General features: G+C 61.0%; 23 protein-coding genes. 17 read left to right on the forward strand and 6 right to left on the reverse strand.

All coding sequences use genetic code 11. The annotated features are described in order from the left end of the window. Positions 1-14 precede the first annotated feature (14 nt). Entirely contained in the window at positions 15-2,399 is a 2,385-nt protein-coding gene (locus Q4E11_RS09515) for a transglycosylase domain-containing protein (protein WP_303165396.1), read from the reverse strand. A gap of 382 nt (positions 2,400-2,781) precedes the next feature. Here Q4E11_RS09515 and Q4E11_RS09520 point away from each other — a divergent pair, with 382 nt between their 5' ends. The 4 genes from Q4E11_RS09520 (at position 2,782) to Q4E11_RS09535 (ending at position 4,772) form a co-directional block, all read left to right on the forward strand. After that, on the forward strand, positions 2,782-3,144 hold the full coding sequence (locus tag Q4E11_RS09520; RefSeq protein WP_303165397.1) for a WhiB family transcriptional regulator: 363 nt from the start codon (positions 2,782-2,784) through the stop codon (positions 3,142-3,144). 17 nt (positions 3,145-3,161) lie between these two features. Next, positions 3,162-3,323, forward strand: coding sequence for a hypothetical protein (locus Q4E11_RS09525; RefSeq protein WP_303165398.1), 162 nt, complete (start codon positions 3,162-3,164; stop codon positions 3,321-3,323). Positions 3,324-3,346: 23 nt separating this feature from the next. Continuing rightward, positions 3,347-3,823, forward strand: coding sequence for a RidA family protein (locus Q4E11_RS09530; protein ID WP_303165399.1), 477 nt, complete (start codon positions 3,347-3,349; stop codon positions 3,821-3,823). Positions 3,824-3,956: 133 nt separating this feature from the next. Then, complete coding sequence (locus Q4E11_RS09535) at positions 3,957-4,772, forward strand: MBL fold metallo-hydrolase (protein ID WP_303165400.1); 816 nt, start codon at positions 3,957-3,959, stop codon at positions 4,770-4,772. A 648-nt stretch (positions 4,773-5,420) separates the two neighbouring features. Here Q4E11_RS09535 and glxR read toward each other — a convergent pair. Further along, positions 5,421-6,104 carry a CRP-like cAMP-activated global transcriptional regulator GlxR gene (gene glxR, locus Q4E11_RS09540; RefSeq protein ID WP_303165401.1) on the reverse strand — a complete coding sequence of 228 codons (684 nt, stop codon included), beginning with the start codon at positions 6,102-6,104 and terminating at the stop codon, positions 5,421-5,423. Between the two features lie 491 nt (positions 6,105-6,595). Between glxR and nth the strand changes: the two genes are divergently transcribed. The 4 genes from nth to Q4E11_RS09560 are packed head-to-tail and all read left to right on the forward strand — an operon-like array spanning position 6,596 to position 10,278. Continuing rightward, on the forward strand, positions 6,596-7,510 hold the full coding sequence (gene nth, locus Q4E11_RS09545) for an endonuclease III (RefSeq protein ID WP_303165402.1): 915 nt from the start codon (positions 6,596-6,598) through the stop codon (positions 7,508-7,510). Positions 7,511-7,528: 18 nt separating this feature from the next. Further along, a complete protein-coding gene (locus Q4E11_RS09550; protein WP_303165403.1) occupies positions 7,529-8,239 on the forward strand; it encodes a TlpA disulfide reductase family protein in 711 nt (236 codons plus the stop codon). Continuing rightward, positions 8,240-9,088 carry a CoA pyrophosphatase gene (locus Q4E11_RS09555; RefSeq protein WP_303165404.1) on the forward strand — a complete coding sequence of 283 codons (849 nt, stop codon included), beginning with the start codon at positions 8,240-8,242 and terminating at the stop codon, positions 9,086-9,088. It abuts the gene before it with no gap. Next, a complete protein-coding gene (locus tag Q4E11_RS09560; protein ID WP_303165405.1) occupies positions 9,085-10,278 on the forward strand; it encodes a MarP family serine protease in 1,194 nt (397 codons plus the stop codon). Before Q4E11_RS09555 ends, Q4E11_RS09560 begins: the two co-directional genes overlap by 4 nt. A 14-nt stretch (positions 10,279-10,292) precedes the next feature. Here the strand turns inward: Q4E11_RS09560 and Q4E11_RS09565 are convergent, their stop codons facing one another. Beyond that, positions 10,293-11,303, reverse strand: coding sequence for an alpha/beta fold hydrolase (locus Q4E11_RS09565; protein ID WP_303165406.1), 1,011 nt, complete (start codon positions 11,301-11,303; stop codon positions 10,293-10,295). Positions 11,304-11,409: 106 nt separating this feature from the next. Next, a complete protein-coding gene (locus Q4E11_RS09570; protein WP_303165407.1) occupies positions 11,410-11,910 on the reverse strand; it encodes a phage holin family protein in 501 nt (166 codons plus the stop codon). A gap of 193 nt (positions 11,911-12,103) precedes the next feature. Between Q4E11_RS09570 and Q4E11_RS09575 the strand changes: the two genes are divergently transcribed. Continuing rightward, complete coding sequence (locus Q4E11_RS09575) at positions 12,104-13,057, forward strand: hypothetical protein (protein WP_303165408.1); 954 nt, start codon at positions 12,104-12,106, stop codon at positions 13,055-13,057. 47 nt (positions 13,058-13,104) lie between these two features. Here Q4E11_RS09575 and Q4E11_RS09580 read toward each other — a convergent pair whose 3' ends face one another. Beyond that, positions 13,105-13,980: an HAD family phosphatase gene (locus Q4E11_RS09580; RefSeq protein ID WP_303165409.1), complete on the reverse strand. Its 876-nt coding sequence runs from the start codon at positions 13,978-13,980 to the stop codon at positions 13,105-13,107. A 448-nt stretch (positions 13,981-14,428) separates the two neighbouring features. Here Q4E11_RS09580 and Q4E11_RS09585 point away from each other — a divergent pair, with 448 nt between their 5' ends. The 7 genes from Q4E11_RS09585 (at position 14,429) to Q4E11_RS09615 (ending at position 19,488) form a co-directional block, all read left to right on the forward strand. Beyond that, entirely contained in the window at positions 14,429-15,715 is a 1,287-nt protein-coding gene (locus tag Q4E11_RS09585; protein ID WP_303165410.1) for a hypothetical protein, read from the forward strand. After that, positions 15,675-16,865, forward strand: coding sequence for a TadA family conjugal transfer-associated ATPase (locus tag Q4E11_RS09590; RefSeq protein ID WP_303165411.1), 1,191 nt, complete (start codon positions 15,675-15,677; stop codon positions 16,863-16,865). The genes Q4E11_RS09585 and Q4E11_RS09590 overlap by 41 nt, the downstream gene beginning before the upstream one ends. After that, on the forward strand, positions 16,862-17,716 hold the full coding sequence (locus Q4E11_RS09595; RefSeq protein WP_303165412.1) for a type II secretion system F family protein: 855 nt from the start codon (positions 16,862-16,864) through the stop codon (positions 17,714-17,716). Before Q4E11_RS09590 ends, Q4E11_RS09595 begins: the two co-directional genes overlap by 4 nt. 98 nt (positions 17,717-17,814) lie before the next feature. After that, a complete protein-coding gene (locus Q4E11_RS09600) occupies positions 17,815-18,354 on the forward strand; it encodes a type II secretion system F family protein (protein WP_303165413.1) in 540 nt (179 codons plus the stop codon). A 189-nt stretch (positions 18,355-18,543) separates the two neighbouring features. Next, on the forward strand, positions 18,544-18,768 hold the full coding sequence (locus Q4E11_RS09605; protein WP_303165418.1) for a DUF4244 domain-containing protein: 225 nt from the start codon (positions 18,544-18,546) through the stop codon (positions 18,766-18,768). Further along, positions 18,761-19,114: a TadE family type IV pilus minor pilin gene (locus tag Q4E11_RS09610; protein WP_303165414.1), complete on the forward strand. Its 354-nt coding sequence runs from the start codon at positions 18,761-18,763 to the stop codon at positions 19,112-19,114. The genes Q4E11_RS09605 and Q4E11_RS09610 overlap by 8 nt, the downstream gene beginning before the upstream one ends. After that, a complete protein-coding gene (locus Q4E11_RS09615; RefSeq protein WP_303165415.1) occupies positions 19,111-19,488 on the forward strand; it encodes an Rv3654c family TadE-like protein in 378 nt (125 codons plus the stop codon). The genes Q4E11_RS09610 and Q4E11_RS09615 overlap by 4 nt, the downstream gene beginning before the upstream one ends. Here Q4E11_RS09615 and Q4E11_RS09620 read toward each other — a convergent pair. Further along, positions 19,472-21,808 (reverse strand): DEAD/DEAH box helicase, encoded by a 2,337-nt coding sequence (locus Q4E11_RS09620; protein ID WP_303165416.1) that lies wholly within the window; start codon positions 21,806-21,808, stop codon positions 19,472-19,474. The genes Q4E11_RS09615 and Q4E11_RS09620 overlap by 17 nt on opposite strands. Before the next feature lie 224 nt (positions 21,809-22,032). Between Q4E11_RS09620 and Q4E11_RS09625 the strand changes: the two genes are divergently transcribed. Next, positions 22,033-22,236, forward strand: coding sequence for a cold-shock protein (locus Q4E11_RS09625; protein WP_005511370.1), 204 nt, complete (start codon positions 22,033-22,035; stop codon positions 22,234-22,236). Positions 22,237-22,425: the final 189 nt, after the last annotated feature.

Raw genomic sequence — 22,425 nt, forward strand, 5'->3', positions numbered from 1 at the left:
CAGCTAGAACGACACTAGAACGGCAGCAGCGGGATGAAATCCCGCAGATCTGGCGCCGGTGGGAGAACTGGGGCCGGGTTGCGGAACGACGGAGTCGGGCGCGGCCGAGGTTGCGACGGTGGCGGCGGTGCCGGGCGACGCGAACCATCCGCAACCTTAATAGTCACAGTGCCGCCCTTGAGCAGCAGCGCTGGCTGATCCATTCCAACGACAATGCCGCGTGGCTCGCCGGTCTGCGAGACCGTGCGTTCCTCCACCTTGTAGCCAGCATTTTCCAAAATGTCGCGGGCCTCCGGCTTCTGCTTGCCCACCACGTTGGGCATACGAGTAATAGAAGTGCCCAGGCCGTAGTCCGGGTCTAGCGGTGGGAGGTGCTTTCCGCCGTAGTCCTCAATAATCGGGCCGACCGCGCCAAACCACGTCTGCGCAGGTTCGCGACCACCAAACAGGTTGCCGTTCGGGCACTGGCGCAGTGGGGAAGTACACAGCTCCGTGACAGTGGGGGTGTCATTGTAGGCGTAGACCGAACCAGCCAAGCCACCAGTGAATCCCAAGAATGCAGCCGACTGATTCGACTCCGTCGTGCCCGTCTTCGCCGCAACCGGACCATCCCACCGGGCGGCCTTTGCCGCGCCCTGAGCCGTGCCATCGGTGGCGTCATTACTCAGCGCATTGGCAATCGCATGTGCCACGCCCGGCTCCACCGCCTGCTCACACGGCGGAACATCCAGCTTGACCTCATTGCCCTTGGCATCCGTTATCGACTCAATCGGAGAGGGCTCACACCAACGACCATTGCTGGCCAGAGTCGCCGCAACATTGGAAAGCTCCAGGTTATTGACCGAAGTCGGCCCCAGCACGAACGAGCCCAACTTGTGCTGCGAGACATAATCCCTCACCGAGGACTCACCGTCGAAGCTGCCCGGATGCTCATACGAACGCATGCCCAGGCGCACGGACATGTCCACCACGTCCTCCACCCCGACCAGCTCTGAAATCTGGATAAACGGCGTATTAGGCGACTGCGCCAGCGTCTGCCGCAGCGACATCGACGGCGGGAAACTGCCCGTATTTTCCACGCAGTACAGCTCCGGCGGACAACCCGCCGCACCGCCAGTACCCAGCCCAGAGGCCTCATACCTGCGAGGCACCGGGAACTGCGTATCAATACCGAGACCCTTTTCCACCGCCGACGTGGCCGCGAAAATCTTAAAAATAGACCCTGCACCATTGCCGACCGGCGTAAACGGCTGCGGCTGCACCGTCTGCATTTCATCCGCATCGAGGCCATATACGCGTGACGACGCCATGGCCAGCAGCCTCCTGGAGTCCTCCCCAGGCTCAATCAAACTCATAACCTCAGCAGCACCATCCGCCTTCGGCGATGCCTGCTTGCGCAAGGAAGCCTGGACGCTGTCCTGGACCCTTGGATCCAGCGTGGTCTTCACATGGAAGCCACCGCGCTTCAGCTTCTCCGGCTCAATACCGTGATCCTGCAGGTAGGCGACCACATAATCACAGAAGAAACCGCGGTCCCCCGCAGTGATGCAACCCTGTGGAAGGCGCTGCGGCTCCGGCAGGACACCGAGATCAGTAGCCTGCGCGTCCCGAGCCTCCTGCTCAGTAATTGCTCCCGTGGAGACCATGGCCGCAATTACGTCGTCACGCCGGGCGCGAGCGCCCTGCGGATTTGTGTACGGATCGAGCCCTGATGTCTGCTGCACCATACCTGCTAGCAGTGCGGCCTGTGGAATATTCAAGTCGGCAGCAGGGATGCCGAAATACGTCTGAGCTGCAGCTTCCACGCCGAACGCGCCATTGCCGAAAGGAACCAAGTTGAGGTACTTGGTCAGAATTTCATCCTTCGACAGCTCATCCTCGAGATCGCGGGCAATGCGAATCTCACGAACCTTACGGCCATAATCCGTCGCCGTGGCCGCGCGGCGCTCTGCCTCCGACTCCGCGTCCACCAACAGCGTGTGGTTCTTAATCAGCTGCTGCTCAATCGTCGACGCACCCTCCTGCACCGACTGCGACATGAAGTTCTTCACCGCTGCACGCACGGTGCCCTTCCAGTCCACACCAGAGTGCTCATAAAAACGGCGATCTTCCACACTGACCAGCGCCATTTTCATAGTCGGTGCAATGCGATCCGAGGGCACGTTGATTCGCCGCTGATCATAGAGCCACGCAATTGGCTGATCATTGCGATCCGTAATAGTGGTGACCTCCGGCGCATCCTTGGTAATAACCGAACGCGATGCAGCCGCGAACTCATCGGCTGTGCGCGCGACAAGGTAAGCCGAGCCGCCCACCATAGGAAATAGGGCGCTGGCCACTATCAGCGCAGCCAACACGGTGGCAACGGAGAGCTTGAACAGCGTCGAACCTTTATTCACAGCATTCACACTACAAGGTAGGGCGGATTGGACCGAAGCGGATTTTCGAATTTATCGCGGTGAGGATCGCGGAGTCTTGCAGAGAGACAGCGCCTGGTTGAGGCTCGGTGGTGCACGAGCGACAGTTCCATAGAAGCAGAAGCACAATCGTGTGGCGCTTTGCCTAAAAAAGAGTCGATAGTGATGCAAATCACCCCCGTATTTTTTAGGGTGAAAGTGGTGCGACCAGCGAAATCGTAATTAAAAGTGTGACGCGTACACCCTCTCGATGTGACGCAATCGACATTGGGTGAACACTGTGAATAGACTTACAACAAAATTTCAGCACTATTTAGTTGAAATTATTTAGGAATAACGAAATCGCAGGCACGAGGAGGCTACAATGACCGCCACGATTCCAGATCGCAACCGCACTGCCCTCGCACCAGAGTTTGAGCTTGGTGTGGAGAGCTTCCGCGATCGGCAGGAGTGGGTACCGCGTGCGAAGTGCCGCGATATTGACCCAGATAAGCTGTTTGTCCGCGGCGCAGCTCAGCGCGAAGCCGCAGTTATTTGCCGTCACTGCCCGGTGGTTCTGCAGTGCCGTGCCGACGCACTGGATAACCGCGTCGAGTTCGGCGTCTGGGGTGGCCTGACCGAGCGTCAGCGTCGTGCCATGCTGCGCGAGCACCCGGAAATCACCTCCTGGGCTGACTTCTACGCAAAGCAGTACGCTGCCTCGCGCGAGGCAAAGCTGGCCAAGTAGCCGATAGAGTGTGTTCCATGACTACTAAATGGGAATACTTCACCGCACCGCTGCTCATTCACAACACCAAGGCCATCCTGGACAACTTCGGCGAGGAGGGCTGGGAACTGGTCACAGTTATGCCCGGCCCGACCGGTGAAAACCACGTCGCGTACTTCAAGCGCCCGAAGGCTGACTAAGAGCTGACTGAAGGCTGATTTAAATGAGCAACTCTGAATCCCGCACCCCGTCCCAGGCTCTGGAAGCACTGGGACTTACCCTCCCAGGCGTTGCCGCACCGGTTGCCGCCTACGTGCCCGCAACCCGCACTGGCAATCTCGTTTTCACCTCGGGTCAGCTGCCGTTTGTCGACGGCGAGCTCACCCACGTCGGCCACGTCGGCGCAGAGGTCAGCGCTGAGGAGGCCAAGGAAGCCGCACGCACCTGTGCTCTCAACGCGCTGGCCGCCGTCGATGCTGAGGTCGGACTCGACAACATCACCCGCATCGTGAAGGTCGTAGGCTTCGTCAACTCCGCCGCCGGCTTTACTGGGCAGCCGGGCGTTATCAACGGCGCCTCCGAGCTCTTCGGCGACATCTTCGGCAAGCGCGGCCAGCACGCCCGCTCTGCCGTGGGAGTCAACCAGCTTCCGCTGGACGCGCCAGTGGAAGTTGAAATCATTGTCGAGGTGGCTGACTAGCCCCCAATTGCTACTGCTGGCAGCGCAAATGTGGCATTCTCCGGGCCGTCGTAAAGCATGCGTACACCCAAATGTGCTGCCTTCCGTAGCGCGCCCCAATCCAAGGTTTGCGTAAGCACGTAGACTAGTTGGCATGGAGCATCCTGCGTATAGCCAACTGCGTCAGATTTCTCAGTCTGTGGGCGTCGTTCTGTGCCCGAACCCCAGCTACTCTTCGCTGGAGGGCACGAACTCCTACATTATTAAGGCTGAGGGGGATAGTCGCAGCGTTGTTATCGATCCGGGCCCGGAGGACGAGGGGCACTTGAACGTCCTCCAGCGCTACGCCGGCGACGTTGCGCTGATTCTGCTGACGCACCGTCATGAGGATCACGCTGACGGCGCCGCACGTTTCCGCCAGCTCACCGGCGCGCCAATTCGCGAGATGGAAAGTCAGTACTGTGCGGGTGGGCAAGATCCGCTTGTCGACGGCGAACGTATCGTCCTCGACGGAATAACTCCGCAGATTGAGGTCGTGGCAACTCCTGGCCATACCGCTGATTCTGTCTGCTACTTCATTCACACTGGTGATGGCGAGGATGATGTTGAAGGCATCGTCACTGGTGACACGATTGCTGGTCGCCACACCACCATGATCTCCGAGACTGACGGTGATCTGGGTCAGTACATGGACACGCTGCGGATGCTGGATTCTCGCGGTAAGGGTGTCCGTCTGCTGCCGGGCCACGGCGCAGACCTGCCGGACATCACTGTGATGACGCAGAAGTACATTGAGCGCCGCAAGCTGCGCCTGCAGCAGGTGAAGGATGCCGTGGCCAAGCTGGGCGAAGAGGCTACGGTCGACCAGATTGTGGATGAGATTTACACCGATGTGGATCCGGTGCTCCGCCACGCGGCTGAGCAGTCCACTCGCGTGACGCTGCGCTACCTGCGCGATCACGGGGAGTAATTGCTTGTTGCTTGTTGCTTGAGCGTGGGCTTTGAGTTTGGGCGTGGGCTTTGAGCTTTTGGTTCGAGTCGCATAAAAAGAGCGCGTGACCTGCAGTTTTACGGGTTGCGCGCTTTTTGTTTTGCTTGGGCGGGGTGTGCTGTTGGTTGTGCCGTCGGTTAGGTGGGGTTAAGCCTGCGACTTATGGCTCAAATATGGCCTATGGCTCGAAAATGAACATATGGCTCCGTATACGTGACCAAACGTTACTTTGGCGCCATAGGTTGCTTTGGAGCCATACGTGGTGTGGCTCCGTGCTCCGTGCTCCGTGATGCACAATGCACAATCCACGGTGCAATTTCGGCCTGCGTTCACAACTGTGCGCTGGGCCTCACGTCATGTGATGCCAATGTGAAACCCGAGAACTCATGTATAAGTGCAACAGCTCCTATGCATCTGAGCACCCCCAGTCACGAGCACCACAGGAGACACCAAAAATCCCGCGAGCCTCATGGGCCTCGGGAAATCGGGAACCCGGGGCAGGATAGGAGGCTGCGGGATGCGGGATGTAAGAGTTTGTGCGGGCTTACGTGAGCCTTTGCGTGCTCCTATGGCCTTGCGATAGTGGCAGCGCAGCTAGCGCATGCGACTAGTCACAAGCGCCACTAGCTAACGCGCGCGGCGGGCCAGGCGCTCAGTATCCGAGATGAGCACCGACTTGCCCTCTAGGCGAATCCAGCCGCGGTGGGCGAACTCGGCGAGTGCCTTATTAACGGTCTCGCGGGAGGCACCGACCAGCTGTGCAATCTCTTCCTGGGTTAGGTCGTGGTTCACGCGGAGCGCGGCACCTTCCTGAACACCGAAGCGGTTGGCCAGCTGGAGAAGGGACTTAGCCACGCGACCTGGGACATCGGTGAAGATGAGGTCCGCCAGCGAGTTGTTGGTGCGACGCAGGCGACGAGCCAGCATACGCAGCAGCTGAGCCGGAACATCTGGGTGAGAGGAGACCCATTCCTGCAGCTGATCTGCACTCATGGAGGCTGCGGAGACCTCGGTAACACAGACGGCCGAAGAGGTACGCGGACCCGGATCGAAGATGGAGAGCTCACCGAACATGTCGGACGGGCCCATAATGGTCAACAGGTTCTCACGACCGTCGGCAGAGCGACGTGCCAGCTTCACCTTGCCATCAATAATGATGTAGAGCCGGTCACCCGGCTCGCCCTCATTGAAGATGGTGGTTCCACGAGGGAAGCGAACCGTCTCAAGCTCGCCGAGCAATGCCTGCACGGCTTCCTGATCCACTCCCTGAAAAACACCGGCGCGGGAGAGAATCTCCTTAACGTCATCCACGGTAAAATTCTCCTGTCTCTGGTCGCTGGCCACCGTACTTGCTAGCAACCGTCCTGTTGACACTCAGACGAAAACGGCGGTGGGACATATTAGAGTGAAAAGCTGCCCCATCCCACTACAGTTGGTCTTTCCCGGCAACGCCGCCAACCCCCGATTTCTGGCACGTTCAGCGACGGGCCCGTTCTGGTATAACACCGACATCAAATATGTCAGCACCAAAAAGGCCCGAAAACGCATCGCGCACACCACGAGTACGTCACGACATCACCAAGATGTGATTAAGACCACTGTATCAAAAAAGTGCAGGCCTGCGTGAACATATTTGGTAAAAAGCCGCTGAACTGTACATTTCTAAATCTATTTCTGGTAACAGTGTTCGCACGTGTGTCGTTTTCGCATATTCCGTAACACACGCCGCAGCACAGGCCACAGCACACGCCGCCGATGCCTGTTCGAAAAGAGCAATCCGGGGGACTAGATAAGATACGACCATGACAACCAGCAACCAGGCATCGTCGATAAGCAAGCCCCAACCAACCCACCCGCAGGGCTCGCTGACGTCGAAAAAGCGCAGGGCCGTGGGCGCGCATCCGGCGGCGCGGGGCACCGAGACGCGGCTGGGGATGGTGCGGCGGGCGCGCAGGATTAACCGCACGCTAGCGGTGGCGTACCCAAATGCGCACTGTGAGCTGGACTTTCGTAATCCCTATGAGCTCGCGGTGGCGACGATTCTGTCGGCGCAGTGCACGGATGTGCGGGTGAATATGACCACGCCGGCGCTGTTTGCGCGCTATCCCAGCCCGGCGGAGTTGGCGGTTGCGAACCAGGAGGAAGTAGAGGAAATCGTCCGGCCGACCGGCTTTTATCGGAACAAGGCGGCGAGCATTATCGGCTTCGCGCAGGGTGTGATGGAAAAACATGGCGGCGAGGTGCCGGGCACGTTGGAGGAACTGGTGAAGCTGCCCGGCGTGGGCCGGAAAACGGCGAATGTAGTGCTCGGAAATGCTTTCGGGGTGCCGGGTTTGACTGTTGATACGCACTTTGGGCGCCTGGTGCGGCGGATGGGGCTCACCGAGCAGGAAGATCCGGTGCGCGTGGAACATGAAATTATGGAGATTCTGCCGCGGCAGGAGTGGACGTGGTTTTCGCACCGCCTGATTTTCCATGGGCGCAGGGTGTGTCATTCGCGCCGGGCGGCGTGTGGGGCGTGTTTCTTGGCGGCGGATTGTCCGTCGTATGGCGTGGCGGGGCCCGCGGAGCCGGAGACGGCGGAGAAGTTGATCAAGTCCGATGACCGCGAGTGGCTTCTCTACTTGGCAGGTCTTAATGACGACTACAGTGGGGAAGAACTTTCCGCGCTTGACGACGGTGCCAGCGAGCGCAGCCAAGAAGCGACACAAAACTAGGCGAGGAGCAGCTTTTTCGTGACTGAGCAGGACAAGCAGAGCCTTAGCGGTGACCAGAATGAGGGGCAGCCGCGTGATGTGAATCGGTCGGCATCGCTGATTACGCTGCTCATTGCTGGAATTAGTGTCGTTGGTCTGGTGATCTTCGCGATTGTGAACACCACTGGTGGTGGCTCAGAGGCAGATTCGGCAGCGGATCCGGCATCGGAGACTGCGGCTTCGGGTTCGGCATCGGCGCAACCCTCAGAGCCGGCGATGTCGAAGGATGAAATTGCGGCTGTGGCCGGGAGCAATTCGCTGGCCGGAGTGCGGCTCCCAGCGCTGGTCGGCGATGATGCAGCCACTTCGCAGTTGGTGGATATGGGCGAGCTCGTCGAAGGCAAGCCCACCATTGTGAATGTGTGGGCGTGGAATTGTGCGCCGTGCCGGAAGGAATTGCCACTGATTGAGCAGTGGGCGAAGGACAACCCGGATGTGCAGGTGTTGACGGTGCATGCGGCTCGGGAAGCGAAGAATGGCCGAGCATTCCTGCAGGAAGTCGGCGTGAACCTCCCGGCGTACTCCGACACTGTGGATGTGGTGGGGCCAGCGCTGAATCTTCCGCGCGTGGTGCCGCTGACCGTGATTTTTAAGGCCGATGGCACGGTCGCGAAGGTTCACCCAGGCGAGTTCACCAGTGCGCAGCAGATTACGGAAGCGGTGCGCGGAGCGCTAGGTGGTGAGTCTTAAGTGAGTGACATTGAGTCGTGGAAGAAGGATTCCTCCTCAGGGCTCTACCTGCCCAAATGGTTGACTAATAGCCTGCCGCCGCATCTTGTTGATGCAGGTCATACGGATGGTCCACGCCTGGTGGAAAGTACTAGCCACAGTGGTCAGGGCGTGGGTGGGCGCTCCGGGACGTCGTCAAGCGTGAAACGCGCGTTTGCGAAGCTGCGGCGAGACTCCTCGACGCAGGAGAAGCCGCTGAAGAATCCGGCGCGATCGGCCGTGTTGGTGCTGCTCAGCGGTGATGCGCAGGCGCAGCAGCGGCCGGAGGATGCCAGTGTGGTGTTGCTGCACAGGGCGACGACGCTGCGCTCGCATGCAGGTCAGATGGCATTTCCGGGTGGTCGTGTGGATCCGGGGGACGTGGATGAGATTGATACCGCGCTGCGTGAAGCCGAAGAGGAAACTGGGCTCAATCGCAAGACGGTAACGCCGCTGCGAGTGCTGGATTCGATTGATATTTCGCGTACCGGCTTTGCGGTCAAGCCGGTGCTGGCATATTGGAATGAGCCGCATCCGCTGTGGGCAGTCGATCAGGCAGAGACGGAATCGGTGCTCAATGTGCCAATCAGTGACTTGGTAAATCCGGAAAACCGCATGATGCTGGGTTATTCTGGCTGGCAGGGACCGGCTTTCAAGGTCGGTGACTTCGTCGTTTGGGGCTTTACTGGCGGGGTGCTGTCCTACCTGTTGGACGTGGCCGGTTGGTCGGAGCCATGGGATGAGGCCAATGTGCAAAAGCTCCTCCCCGTACTTGCTCGCTCCGCCAATGGCGAAAAGCTGTCTGTGTTGAAAGGACGCCGTAAACGATGACCACAATTCCAGTGATTGACCTCGCACTGGTGGCGGTGTTTATTCTCGCGCTGGTTGTCGGTTGGCATCAGGGCGCGGTGTCCACAGTTTTGGCCATTATCGGCATTGTGCTGGGCCTTTTCATCGGCGTGCCGCTGGCGCCGCTGGCGATGGCACAGGTCGATGGCCGCGCGGCGAAAGTGGTGCTCGGTCTTGGCGTTGTGGTGGCGCTGGCCGGTATCGGCCACGCAGTGGGCACGGTCGCGGGCCAGTCGCTGCGCAATGTGATCCGCTCGCCGCTGGCGGTCGGGCTGGATTCGAGCCTCGGCGCAATAGTGCAGTCAATCGCATCAATGCTGGTCATCTGGATGATTGCCGTGCCGCTGGCCGCTGCTGTGCCGGGGCAATTCGCCGATATGGTCCGTGAGTCCAAAGGCCTGAACTTGGTCGATGAGGTCGCGCCGAAGGAGCTGGGCGATGTCTTTGGTGGCATCATCCGTCAACTTCGTGATGACGGCATGCCAGCCATCGCGCCGCCGTTTGGCTACAAGCAGGAAATTCCAGACGAGCCCGCCGACCCCAGCGTCATCTCACAAGAGGTCGTCGACGGCATCCGCCCGTCCATTGTTCGCGTGATGGGTGAGGCCCCGCAGTGTGAGCGCCTGCTGCAGGGCACGGGCTTCGTGGTCGCCCCGGATCTGATTGTCACCAACGCGCACGTTGTCGCAGGTGCCACCACGGTTCGGTTGGAAACGGTGGTCGGTATGGCTGACGCGAACGTCGTGCACTTCGATCCGCTTGACGACGTCGCACTGCTGCGCACCACTGACTTGCCACTAGAGCCCATTCAGTGGGCTGACAGGGAAGCCATGCCGGGCGATGACGCAGTTGTCCTCGGCTTCCCGGAGTCCGGGCCATTTAAGGCCACGCCTGCACGAGTGAGCGAGGACATCATCATCCGTGGGCCGGATATCTATTCGTCGACACGCCATGAGCGCCGCTCCTACGTGCTGAAGGCCGATGTGCGCCACGGTAACTCCGGTGGGCCGCTTATCACCCCGCAGGGCCAGGTTTTGGGCCTTGTATTCGGTGCTGGTGTGAACAATGACCAGACCGGCTATGCGCTGACTCATGAAGAGGTGCAGCCGCATATTGATGAATCGATGGCGAACTTCGCGCCTGTCGGCACGGAGCAGTGCGTGGCCAGCTAACAGTGCGTGGCCAGCTAGGAGTACCGTGGCAGCCAGTCCAGGTGCTCCTCGATTGCGCGCACCACAGCCGCCGGGTTCTCCTCCGGCAAAAAGTGTCCGCTGCCAGGGATAACTTCCACATTCGGGCAGCTGAGTTCCGCAAGTGCTCGCGGAGTGCGCGTATCGGCCTCGCCGACAAGCAGCACAGTGCGTTCGGCACCCACATCCACGGTGCCCACATCGCGCGAAGTGCTTGACCGCGACCCCTCGACCGCATTTAGCCACTTTCTAAAAGCAGTCGGCGCGGGTTTCGTCCACCACGCAATGTGGGACAGTGCTGGGCGGAGAGCACCAGCAGCCAGGCTCTCTCGCATTAGATCGGCTGTCTCCTGGCCAACGGGGCTTTCTGCGAAGCCCTCCCCAGTCGCAGCCATAGCGTCGGCCACCATGCGGTTAATAACGCGCTGTTGCCGCTGCTTCTGAGCTTGCACACTGAACTTATTGCGACGCAGCCGTGGCATGCGTGGCCGCGAGTTCCACCATGACCGGCTAATCAGTGGTGCCATACTATTGCGGAAATCCTCTGACCACGGGTTTTTCAGCTGGCTGAGCCACACCTTGGGGTGCGCGGCACCGCAGCCGATAATGCCAGCAACCAGATTCGGCTGAGTTGCGGCAAGAGTCCAGGCCACCCAGGTGCCGAAGCCCTGGCACACCAGCAGTGCCTTCGAATGTCCAAGAGAGCGAATGGAACTGGCAATGTCCTGGGCCGCTTCCAGTGGATCGTAGCCGTTGGGAGTGCGGTCGGACTGACCGTAGCCACGCATTGAAACAGCTACTGCGTGAACGGGTGGGTGGTTCACGGAGCCGTCGTCAAGCAATGGCAGAACCTTGCGCCATTCAAACCAACCGCCTGTTGAACCGTGAATGAACAGCACAAGCGGGTCGGTGGGGCGACCGCATTCTGCGACGTGTAGGCGCTGGCCTCGAATGTGAATCATGCGGTGGCGCCAGGGACCGGGGAGAGTATCAACGCGGGAGGTCATGAGGATTATCTACTTTGTCCGAGAAGAAAAAGACTGCGGATAAAACCATAAGGATACGACAAAAGGGCGAGACCAACTAGTCCCGCCCAATTATTCTCAGTGACCTTTAGGTGTAAAGGCCGCCCTGCTTGGAAGATGCATTCGCAGTTGGCTTCTGTGCGAAGGCCTTGAGCTCCTGCACCGACTCAATTGTCTTCTCCGGCTTGCGGATGGACTTCACCTTCTTCAGACCCATCATCGCCGCGACACCGGCAACGACCAGCATCAATACGAAGACGATGAGGAATGCAGCCCAGGTCGGCATCCACTCAGCGAGCAGCCAGCCCAGGAAGAAGAAAAAGAAGAACGAGGAGTACAGCGCAACGACACCGGCTACCGCGAAGAAGCCGCCACCGACGGCGCCCTTCTTAGCTTCACCTGCAATTTCGGCCTTTGCCAGCTCAACTTCGGAGCGAACCAGAGCGGAAATCTGAGAGGAAGCGTTAGACACGAGCTGGCCGATGCTGGCATCGCCGGAGGCGTTAGTGTCAACATCGCTCAGCGGAATAGCGGTAACACGCGGCTCGGTGCCGTCGGTGAAAAGACCCTTCGTATCGTCGTTGCTCACGTGTACTTCCTCCTACGAAGATCGTTGGAAAATTTTAAAAACTGCAGTTACAAACAGCCATACTACCCATCATCGAGTAATAAGCATGTGACAAGGGCTGAAAAATTGTGAACTTGCTGGAGATTTTCTCATCTGACAGTGAATCTTTATAAGTTTGTCACTTACTGGATACTGAAGAATTAGGGTGAGGGGCATGAATAATCAGCCTGAGAACTTGCAGGGACCTGGCGCTGGGGCCGGCGCAAAGGGCGGTCTGGCCGGAATGAGTCTGGGCGTCTCCAGCGTGTCCGCGAAAAAGCGTGCCGAACGCGAGGCCGCCGGTGACTCCGAGGCACCCGCTCCTGCCCCTGCTGCTCGTGCGCCTCAGCTTGACCCCTCTGACCCGCTGGCGCCGCTGTGGCAGCTCGACGGTGTCGCACACGCCGCGGATGTCGCATCGAAGGCCATCCAGGCCGTGCACCGTCACAAGGCGAATCTGCGCAAGCACAACGTCACTGGCTCCGAGTCGGTGCTGCGTGGTGCGCGCGCGTCGGCGTGGCTGGAGGGCGGTGAGCCCGCGCTTCCCGACGACGGCAACGTCACCGACCCCGTGCTGGCTGCAGCTCTGCGCGTTGCAGACGCCATCTCCCCGGAGACTATCGGTGAGACCACCCGTGTGTGGCAGCGCGCTCCGCAGCAGGTCCTGGCTAAGTTTGCTCTCAACGCCTCTCCGGCAGGCGCCACGGAGGACGGCTCCGAGGCACGTATGAAGGCCGGTCGCCCGGTTGGCGATGACAAGCTTTCGTCTGCCATGAAGGAGCAGCGCCTGCACATCCTCGGCGACTTCATCACCGGCCGCACCGCTGTCCATGCTGGCGTGCTCTCTGCGGTGGTCCATGGTGAGCTGCTAACTATGCGTCCATTCGAACACCACAATGGCATTATCGCGCGTGCTGCCTCCCGTCTGACCACCGTTGCCACCGGCTTGGATCCGCGTGGTCTGGCTGTGCCAGAGGTCTACTGGACTCGCCACCGCAATGAGTACTTTGAGGCTGCGGAAGGGTTCGCGTCGGGAAGCCCGGAGGGACTGCGCGCGTGGATCCTGATGCACCTGGAGGGCTTGAAGGCAGGTGCGGTAGAGGCGCGCGGTATTGCTGACGCGGTGTAGTCGGTGAGAGCGGCCGACGGTGTAGTTGGGGGTGTAGCTGGGGGGAGCTAATCGCCCTTTGACTTGGGATTATTGCGCAGAGCCAGCCAGCCCGCGCCGACTCCGAGCGCCAGCGCGCCGGCGGCTGCCGTGATTGCCATATCGCGTTTCGACGGCGCGCGCAGCAGCGGCACGGGATTGCGGAATTGGCGTATCGGCCACTCATTTTCCTCCGCGATCTTGCGCAGCCCGCGGTCGGGGTTGACCACGCGGGGGTGGCCTACCTCATTCAGCATGGGCTCGTCGGTCACAGAGTCCGAGTAGGCATAGCATTTATCCAGGTCAAGACCGTATTCTTCCGCTATACGACGGACGTGTGTGGCCTTGTTCTCGCCTCGGCAGAAGAACTCCAGCTCGCCGGTGAAAACTCCATCGCGGATCTCCAGCTCCGTTGCGACCACGCCATCAGCCCCGAGTGCCTCCGCGATGGGTTCGACCAGCTGGCGGGCTGACGCCGAGACAATGAATACCCAGTGTCCCTTGTTGTGATGCTCCCGAATCAGTTCCAGAGCTTCGGCGTAGATGTACGGCGTGATGTTGGTGTGTAGAGATTCCTTCGCAACCTGCTGTATTTCCTCCGCCTTGTGGCCGCGCACGATGGCCGAGAGCTGTTCGCGGGAGGAATCCATCTGGTCGGCCGTGTGCCCCTGCGACATGTAGAGGGCGTGGCTGAGAGCCAGCTGCATCATTGTTGTCGGGCTGATGATGCCGCGCTCAAGCAGTGGTTTGTTGAAAGCGTATGCCGAGCTCCGCGCGATAATTGTCTTATCCAGGTCGAAGAATGCCGCCGTGTCTGTGGGCTGCGGCGAGCGCTGCGATGCCGGATTCTCTGCTGCGGCGTTGTCCGTGGCTGAGTTCTTGGCCTTATCCGCGCTGGTATTCATACCGTTTTACAATACCCATCTAAGTGTTCATGGGGGAGCGACTAGTAAGAATTACGTGGTGAGCGTGATGACGAACATAATTGTTGGAAAATTCTGCTCAAGGTATTTGCAGAATCCTGGTGATATGTAATACTTGAGTTCGGCAGGCCCCTTCTTCTTCCTAGCGAAAAGACTGCGAGGCCGCCCCGGCTCAATCCCCCCCCCGAGCCGGTTATAGACGCCCTGCGCCAATCCCCCCCCCGGCGCGGGGCGTCGCCCCTTTTTCGGCCAGTTGCGCTGTTTAGCCGTACGGCGGGGCCGGGGGAGTTTTGCCAGGCGGTGTGGGAGCTTTGGCTAGGGGACCAGCCCAAATTGAGAGTTATCCACAGTCTGAAATTCATCCACAGGCAAGGCCAATTTTGGGCTTTCTGAGCCACGCTGAGTCCGGGACATCGTGCACTCTGTGGCCATGGCAATCAAGAAACTGGCCAATGCAACGCGAACGGATGCACTTACTGCGCCGGTGGTCAACGCAGTCGATGATGAGACACTTCGAGAGGAAGTCGCACTCATCGTCGCAGCTACCGGTCGTGCTTGTACGGAGGAGACTGTACCCGCGACGGCGGCCGCGACAGACGCAAGCGTGTCATCGGCTCTGTGGCGTCGAGCACCAGCGGTGTTTATTGACGCCGCTGCGGCCACACGGCTAGGGGCTCGTCCTCACTGTGAGGGCGCAATTTTCCTGGTCCACAGGGACGTAGAACCGGAGGATGCACAGGCTGCAGAGCTTCTTGCGCCGGTCTACAGTGCCAGTCTGCCTGCAGACAATGTGGACATCGTCGAGCTACTCGGCCGTGGCGAGTGCGGTGAGCGCGGTGAGCGAAGCCTGAGCGGGGCACTTCCGGAGACCAAGCCGACCGCGCAGCCAGCGCGTCAGCCGCAACCGAAGCTGCAATCGAAGCTGGACAAACCACAGCGGCCACCATGGGAGCTCGAGTCGGATTATTCTTCTGACCAGCCGGTTCGTGAGGGCTCCGGTGCTTGCCTGATGTTCGTTCCCGCTGTTGGTGGCGCCGGTGCTTCCATCACTGCCGCAGCATTTTCGTTGGTGCTCTCCCGGGAACGGCCTGTGTGCCTGGTTGATGCGGATGAGACCGCAGGTGGCCTTGATTTGGTACTCGGTATGGAAGCAGCACACGGGCTGCGCTGGCAGGACTTTTCGGCCACCGATGGTCGGCTCGACGGCACGGCGCTCTATGAGGCGCTGCCAGCCTGCCCATCTTCGCCAGCATTGCGGGTGCTGACCTGGGCTAGGGCTCGACAGGCAGACAATCCCGCGCCCAACCAGCCCCATCCCATCCACGAAATTGCCGAGACCATCAATTGTCTCATCCGCGCCGGGCTCACCGTCATCGTCGATTGCCCCAAGCAGCCTGAGTACTTCATAACTCTGGGCGCGGTTGCGGATGAAACCGCGATTGTGGTGCCCACCTCCGTGCGTGCCATCGCTGCCGCAGCCCGGCTGGCGGAAATCTGCGCGCAGTCAGGCTTTGCAGCAAGCGCGGTGGTGCGACATCAACGGCATCGGGATGTGACAGTCGAAGATGTTGAATATGTCCTCGACCTGCCTATTGTCGGCGAGATTGAGTACTGCAAGCGGGTTGCACGAGAGCTCGATGTAGGTGGGCTCGCAGCAAGCGTCGGCAAGCTGACGCGTGGACTCGCGGATCTGTTTGCCGGTGGTGTCGATGGATGACGCGATGCTGCTGGGCAGGGTGCGCGCGGTGCTGGCGGATCGGCCAGGGACGGCCACGCACGGTGAAATTGCGGAGATTATTCGTGCGGAGACCGCCGGAGTGGTCTCGGACGTGAAAGTGCTGGAGATCCTGCGCACGATTCGTGAGGAGTCGGTAGGCGCGGGCGTGCTGGATGCGCTGCTGCGGCGACCGAGCGTCAGTGATGTGCTGGTCACCGGCCCAGGCGAGGTCTGGGTCGACGCCGGTGAGGGCCTTACACGCACCGACATCACATTTGCCTCCGAGGACGAGGTGCGCGCGTATGCCGTGCGGCTGGCGTCGCGCTGTGGGCGCAGGCTTGACGACGCCCAACCCTGGGCCGATGGGCACATCCCGGGCGGAGTGGGTGGCAGTGGCGTGCGAGTCCATGCGGTGCTGGCACCGCCGTCGGCAACCGGCACGCAGGTGAGCCTGCGTGTGCTGCGCCCGGCGCGGAGAGGGCTGGCGGAACTGTGCGATGCCGAGCTCTTTCCACCGGAGCTGTTGCCGCTGCTACGAAGGATTGTCACCGAGCAGTTGTCATTCATCGTGGCCGGCGGCACGGGTGCGGGAAAGACCACGCTGCTGGCGGCGATGTTGTCGGAAGTGCCAGCTGACCAGCGGATTATCTGTATTGAAGACACTCCTGAATTACAGCCGCAACATCCGCATGTGGTGAAGCTGGTGACCAGGGCGGCCAACTTGGAGGGCGCAGGTGCCATCGGCCAGCAGGAACTGTTGCGCCAGGCGTTGCGAATGCGGCCTGACCGCATCGTCGTCGGCGAGATTCGCGGCGCTGAGGTCGTGGATCTGCTGGCGGCGCTCAATACCGGGCATCGCGGTGGGGCGGGCACGATTCACGCCAACCGAATTGGTGATGTGGTCGCTCGCTTTGAGGCACTGGGGCTGATCGGTGGGCTCCCGCGCGCCGGGCTGCATGCGCAGTTGGTCTCTGCAGTGCAGGTGGTGCTGGTAGTCGAGCGCGCGGGCATGCGCAGGCTTGCGCAGATTGGTTTGTTGCAGGGCAATCCGCCAGAGGTCATTCCAGTGTGGACTGTCGCGGATGGGCCTGGGCCGGGGTGGGGGAAGTTACAAGAACTGTTGGCTGAGACCACGGGGGAGGGGTCATGAAACTCTTCGGAGAAATTCCCAGTTCAGCCACGCTAACCGTGTTGGTTGGTTTCGCTGCGGCGCTGGTTGCGTGGCCTGATGGGACGGGATCGACGCGCACGCGGGCCCTGGCACAGGTCGGGGATGAAGACGCGAAGGGTCTGGCAGCGAGGTGGAATCACAAGAATTGGGTTGCTGCTGCTCCGCATTTGCTCATCGTTGTGCCAGCAGTAGGGTTCATGGCTGTCGCGGGGATACCGGGACTGGTCGCAGGCGCATTGCTCGGTCGCACCGCGGGGGCCATGGTGAAAGCTGGGAGGACGCGGCGCGGTGGTCGTCGTGAAGCGGAAAGCGCTGCTGAGGCGTTGGAGACCATCACCGCGCAGTTGCGGGCGGGCGTGGCGACGGCACGGGCGCTCGAGGTCGCCGCAGCGGAAGTTCGCAGGGCAGACGGCACCGCGGTTGCGGACCAATTGGCTCATGCCGCGCGCCGAGCGCACTTCGCCGATCCATGGGATGACCTGGAGGAATCCTCGGAGGAATTACAGCGAATCGGACGTGCGTGGCAGGTCGCGCAGCGCCGTGGACTCAGTTTGGCGGGACTGCTGGACTGTGTGCGTGGTGATGTGCGGGCGCGGCAGGCGCATCGCTCTCAGGCGCAGGCAGCGCTGGCGGGACCGCGGATGACCATTGCCATTCTTGCCTCGTTGCCGGTGTTTGGGCTGGTCATGGGGCAAGCGTTTGGGGCGGCACCCGTGAGTTTCCTAAGTCATGGACTTGGCGGGGTTGTGCTGGTGGTCGGCGTGGTGTTGGTGTGCGTGGGGCTCGAGTGGTCGGTGTCGATTATCGATCGGGCGGAGGCAGGTCGATGACTGCTGCAGCACTGCTGGTCGCAGCGTATTTATGCTTGCCGACGTTCCGTCCCGCGGCTTACCGGTTGCCCGAAATAGCCGGGAATGTGTCCGAGCCTGTGGGCAAACGGAAGGTAGCGGTGTGGTGGTATCGGACATCCCAGTGGGTTCGGGCACGTGTACGAGCGTTGGCCAAGGATGGCCGGATAGCCCCGGCGCTGCTGCTCGATGCTGCGGCTGCACTGGATGTCATGGCCGCGTGTTTGAGTGCGGGCCTGCCGCTATCACAGGCTATGGTTGCTGCCGCCGACGGTGTCAGCCCTGAATTGGCAGAGCCACTACAGCGCTGTTCAGCACGCCTATCCGTCGGGGCACGTTCGGCATGGGAAGCGCTCAGTGGCACCCCGGCGCTGGCGCCACTGGCGACTGCTGGCCGCAGAGCGGCGGAGTCGGGCACCTCGCTTGCCGATGCTCTGGCAGACACTGCCACCACGTACCGCGAACAGGCACATGACGCAGCTCAGGCTGTGGCGGAGCGTGCCGGCGTGCTTATTGCTGGCCCACTCGCCCTGTGCTTTCTGCCCGCCTTTGTGGTTTTAGGTTTGATCCCCACAATCGCAGGGCTAGCCGACGACATGTTTGCGGGGATGGTGCCCTGATGAGTACCTACCGCTTTTCCAGATTGGCGCGCGGGCCGCCTGGGGAATGCCCGTTCCCACATCCCACACCCGACACCCCACATTCAACATCCCACACCACATCCGGACTCTCTAGGAAAAAAGGAGAACCACATGTCCATCACGTCCGACACGTCCGACAAGGAAAACCAGTCTGCGGTGACCAAACCGCTGACTAATTCGCTAACTAACCCGCTTTCTGCAGCACAATCTTTCTTCGCCCGCCGCGTCCAGACTCTAGCGAAGGAGGAAGACGGCATGTCAACGGTGGAATATGCACTCGGCACGATTGCTGCTGCGGCGTTTGGAGCGCTGCTCTACACCGTTGTGACCGGCGGAGATATCACTGAAGCGCTGACCGGAATCATCGAAAGGGCACTCAACACCGATGTCTAGCCGCATCCGCTCCGCGCTTACTCGGTTGCATGCCGACGAGGATGGCCAAACCACCGTAGAGACCGCTTTTGGCCTGGCTGCATTGGTCATTGTCATGATGACGGCACTGTCGGGTCTGGTCACGGTCGCTACGTATCTCGGCCTTACCGATACCGCCGGTGCCATCGCCCGAGCTCAGGCGCGGGGCGATGCGGATACCGTGGCCGAACTTCGCTCCACCGCCGGCGGCGAGGTTGCCATCTCGGAGGCCTCTGGCACCGTTCGGGTGACTGTCACAGGTCAGGCAGGGCCGTTCTCCTTGCATGCCACAGCAGTCGCGCTAAAGGAGCAGGCGGCGACATCATGAACCACACATCCCAACAAATGAGAGCCACACTACGACGCCTGCGACGCGAAGAAGAAGGCTCCACCACAGTCGCTGCAGCCCTTTTCATTGCGGCTTTTGTAGCGCTGACCATGGTCGGAGTGGCTGCAGGAGTCGGTGTGGTCAAGGCTCGTCAAGCAGCGGTAGCTGCAGATTTAAGCGCGGTGGCAGGAGCTGTTGCCGCGCAGGAGGGAGATCACGCCTGCGAGGCTGCGCAGAAAATAGCCTCGGCCAATCAAGCAAGAGTCCTGACCTGCGACATTGACGGGGAAGACGTACAGGTCAGGGTGGAAAGGAGGGATAAGGAAGCCACCTCGAGGGCGGGACCGGCACCGCACGCTACTGACCGTCGTTAAGCGAGCGTGCGATACCGCTGAGCACCTTGATTGCGCCTGCCTTGTCCAACGGATCATTGCCGTTGCCGCACTTGGGCGATTGGATGCAGGAGGGACAGCCGGATTCGCACTCGCAGGCGGCGACGGCGTCGCGGGTGGCGCGAATCCACTGGGCAAAGGCCTCGTAGCCACGGTCGGCGAACCCCGCGCCGCCGGGGTGGCCGTCATAGACAAAAACAGTCGGCTGCTGCGTGTCGGCATGCTGCACGGTGGAAACACCACCGATGTCCCAGCGATCGCAGGTGGCTATCAGCGGCAGCAGGCCAATTGCGGCATGCTCGGCTGCGTGCAGCGCGCCGGGCGCAATATCGGAACTCACTCCCCAGGAGCGCAAGGTTGACTCGGGCATGGTGTAGGCCACAGCGCGGGTGACCAAGCGCTGCGGGGGATAGTCAAGCTCAACGCTATCGAGAATTTCGCCAGTATCCAGGCGGCGAAGATAGGAGGTGACCTGGTGAAAGACCTCGACCTGGCATGAGGCGACCTGAAGGCCGTGGTAGTGGCGCATGTCGTCGATATCCAGGATGCGGATGGTGGTATCCATCCGTGAACTGGTGGAATACCGCGGCTGCTCCGGGTGCACGAGGGCGACGAGGCTGTCGAAGTCCAGCTGGTCCACAAGGTAGGACTCACCGCGGTGGAGGTAGACGGCACCGTCGTGAACCTGCTGCATGGCGCGGCCAAGATCGATGGTGCCAAGCAGTCGGCCATCGGTTTGGTCGACAATCGCGACCTCCTGGCCATCGCCACCGCGGACGTTCACGGCATCGTGAGCAGTGGCAATGCGTGGCCCCTCATCGCGGTCGGTGGGGTAGTAGGTGGGCTCTTGGCCCTCCCACGTGCGCTTGCGCAACCACCCGGCGGCCACCATGTCTTCGGCGACAGGCAGGGTTCCCCACGCCTGCAGCTGTGACGTGGTCAGGGGTTTTTCAACGGCAGCGCAGTAGAGATGTGACCACACCACATGCGGGTTGCGCGGGTCGAAGACGGTCTTCTCCACCGGCCGACCCAGCAGCGCGGAGGGGTTGTGGACCAGGTAGGTATCCATGGGGTCATCGCGGGCCACCAGGATGACCAGCGCACCCTGGCCACGACGCCCCGCGCGGCCCGCCTGCTGCCAGAAGGACGCCACAGTACCCGGGAAACCGGCCTGTACCACTGCGTCGAGGCCGCCGACATCGATACCGAGCTCAAGCGCATTGGTGGTGGCGACTCCAAGCAGGGTGCCGTCGTCAAGCTTGCGTTCGATGTCGCGGCGTTCCTCAGCGAGGTAGCCGGCGCGGTAGGACTCGATGCGCTCGGCGAGGTCACTGCGGTGGCGGTGCTCCAGGCGTTCGCGCACGCCGAGGGCAATCTTCTCCGCGCTGCGGCGTGAGCGGGTAAACGTCAGCGTACGAGCACCCTCAACGAGCAGGTCAGCCATGATATCGGCAGCCTCTGTCGGAGCGGGTCGGCGGACAGGCGCGCCATTTTCGCCCTCAAGGTCGGGGAGCAGGCCGGGCTCCCACAGCGCGATGGTGCGCTCGCCGACGGGAGCGCCATCTTCGGTGATGGCTTCAACCGGCTCGCCGATGAGGCGACGTGCCTGGTCAGCGGGGTCATTGGTGGTGGCGGAGGCAAAAATCACGGTCGGTGAGGCACCGTACTCGCGGGCTAGCCGCAGCAGCCTGCGCAGAATCTGCGAGACGTTGGCGCCGAACACGCCTCGGTAGGCGTGGCATTCATCAACGACGACGTAGCGCAGATTGCGAAGCATGCGCGTCCACCGAATGTGGTTGCCAAGAATCGAGGCATGCAGCATATCCGGGTTGGTAAACACCCACCGAGCATGGTCGCGGATGGCGCGCCGGGCATCCTGTGGGGTGTCGCCGTCGTAAAGCGAAATCAGTGAGCTCAGCGATGCCGGTGCCGTCTGACGGGCAGTGGCCAACTGATCGGCGCCGAGTGCCTTGGTTGGCGAGAGGTACAACGCGGTCGTCGCGGGGGTAGTGGTCAGTTCGGTGAGCACGGGCAGTAGATAACCGAGCGACTTGCCCGACGCCGTGCCTGTCGACACCACGCAATGCACACCCTCACGTGCGAGATTCGCCGTGGCCACCTGATGAGTCCACAGCTTCTCAATTCCACGGTCCACCAGCACTTCTTTAAGCCAGCTCGGCACCCACTCTGGCCACGGCGCCGTGATGCCCGCACGCGCCGGCAGGTCCGCAATATGCGTCACTGTCGCCCGCGGATGCGCCTTGATCACAGGCCCCAGCAGCTCGCGCCCAAACGACTCCATCACCAACGACCTTCCCAGCAAACGCGCACTTCACATGCTTTACGACGGCCCCAGCGCCCCAGCCGCCCCGCGGAATTACGTGACATGCCCGCGGGGGTGATAAAAACCTGTTTGGAATCGGCGCGGGGCCTGAAAGCATGGCAGACTTTTCGAGTGTATCGCCCGCGGTGTGACGCCCGGTCGATTGCGAGTTTTATCAAATCCTGAAGTTGGGAAGTTTTGTAATGGCACAGGGTACTGTGAAGTGGTTCAACTCGGAGAAGGGCTTCGGGTTTATCGCCCCAGCTGACGGTGGCAACGACGTGTTCGTTCACTACTCCGAGATTCAGGGCACTGGTTTTAAGACTCTTGAGGAGAACCAGGCCGTGGAGTTCGAAATCGGTGAGGGCCAGAAGGGCCCGCAGGCACTGGATGTGAAGCCTCTGTAAGTCGAGGCCGTTCGAGGTCCGGCCGGTAGGACTTCTGGCCGGTAGGGCTACCCACGCAGAATTCAGTTTCTGCGTGGGCTTTCTTGTTTCTACGGGGCTTGCGCGCGCGAAAGTAACGGTTAACCGCATTCACGGGGGGGGGTGTCCCTATGTTTTTGTCAAGTGTCAGGCCGATGTTGGCGAGTACAG

It is taken from the genome of Corynebacterium sp. (genome assembly GCF_030532195.1).
Classification (GTDB): Bacteria; Actinomycetota; Actinomycetes; order Mycobacteriales; family Mycobacteriaceae; genus Corynebacterium.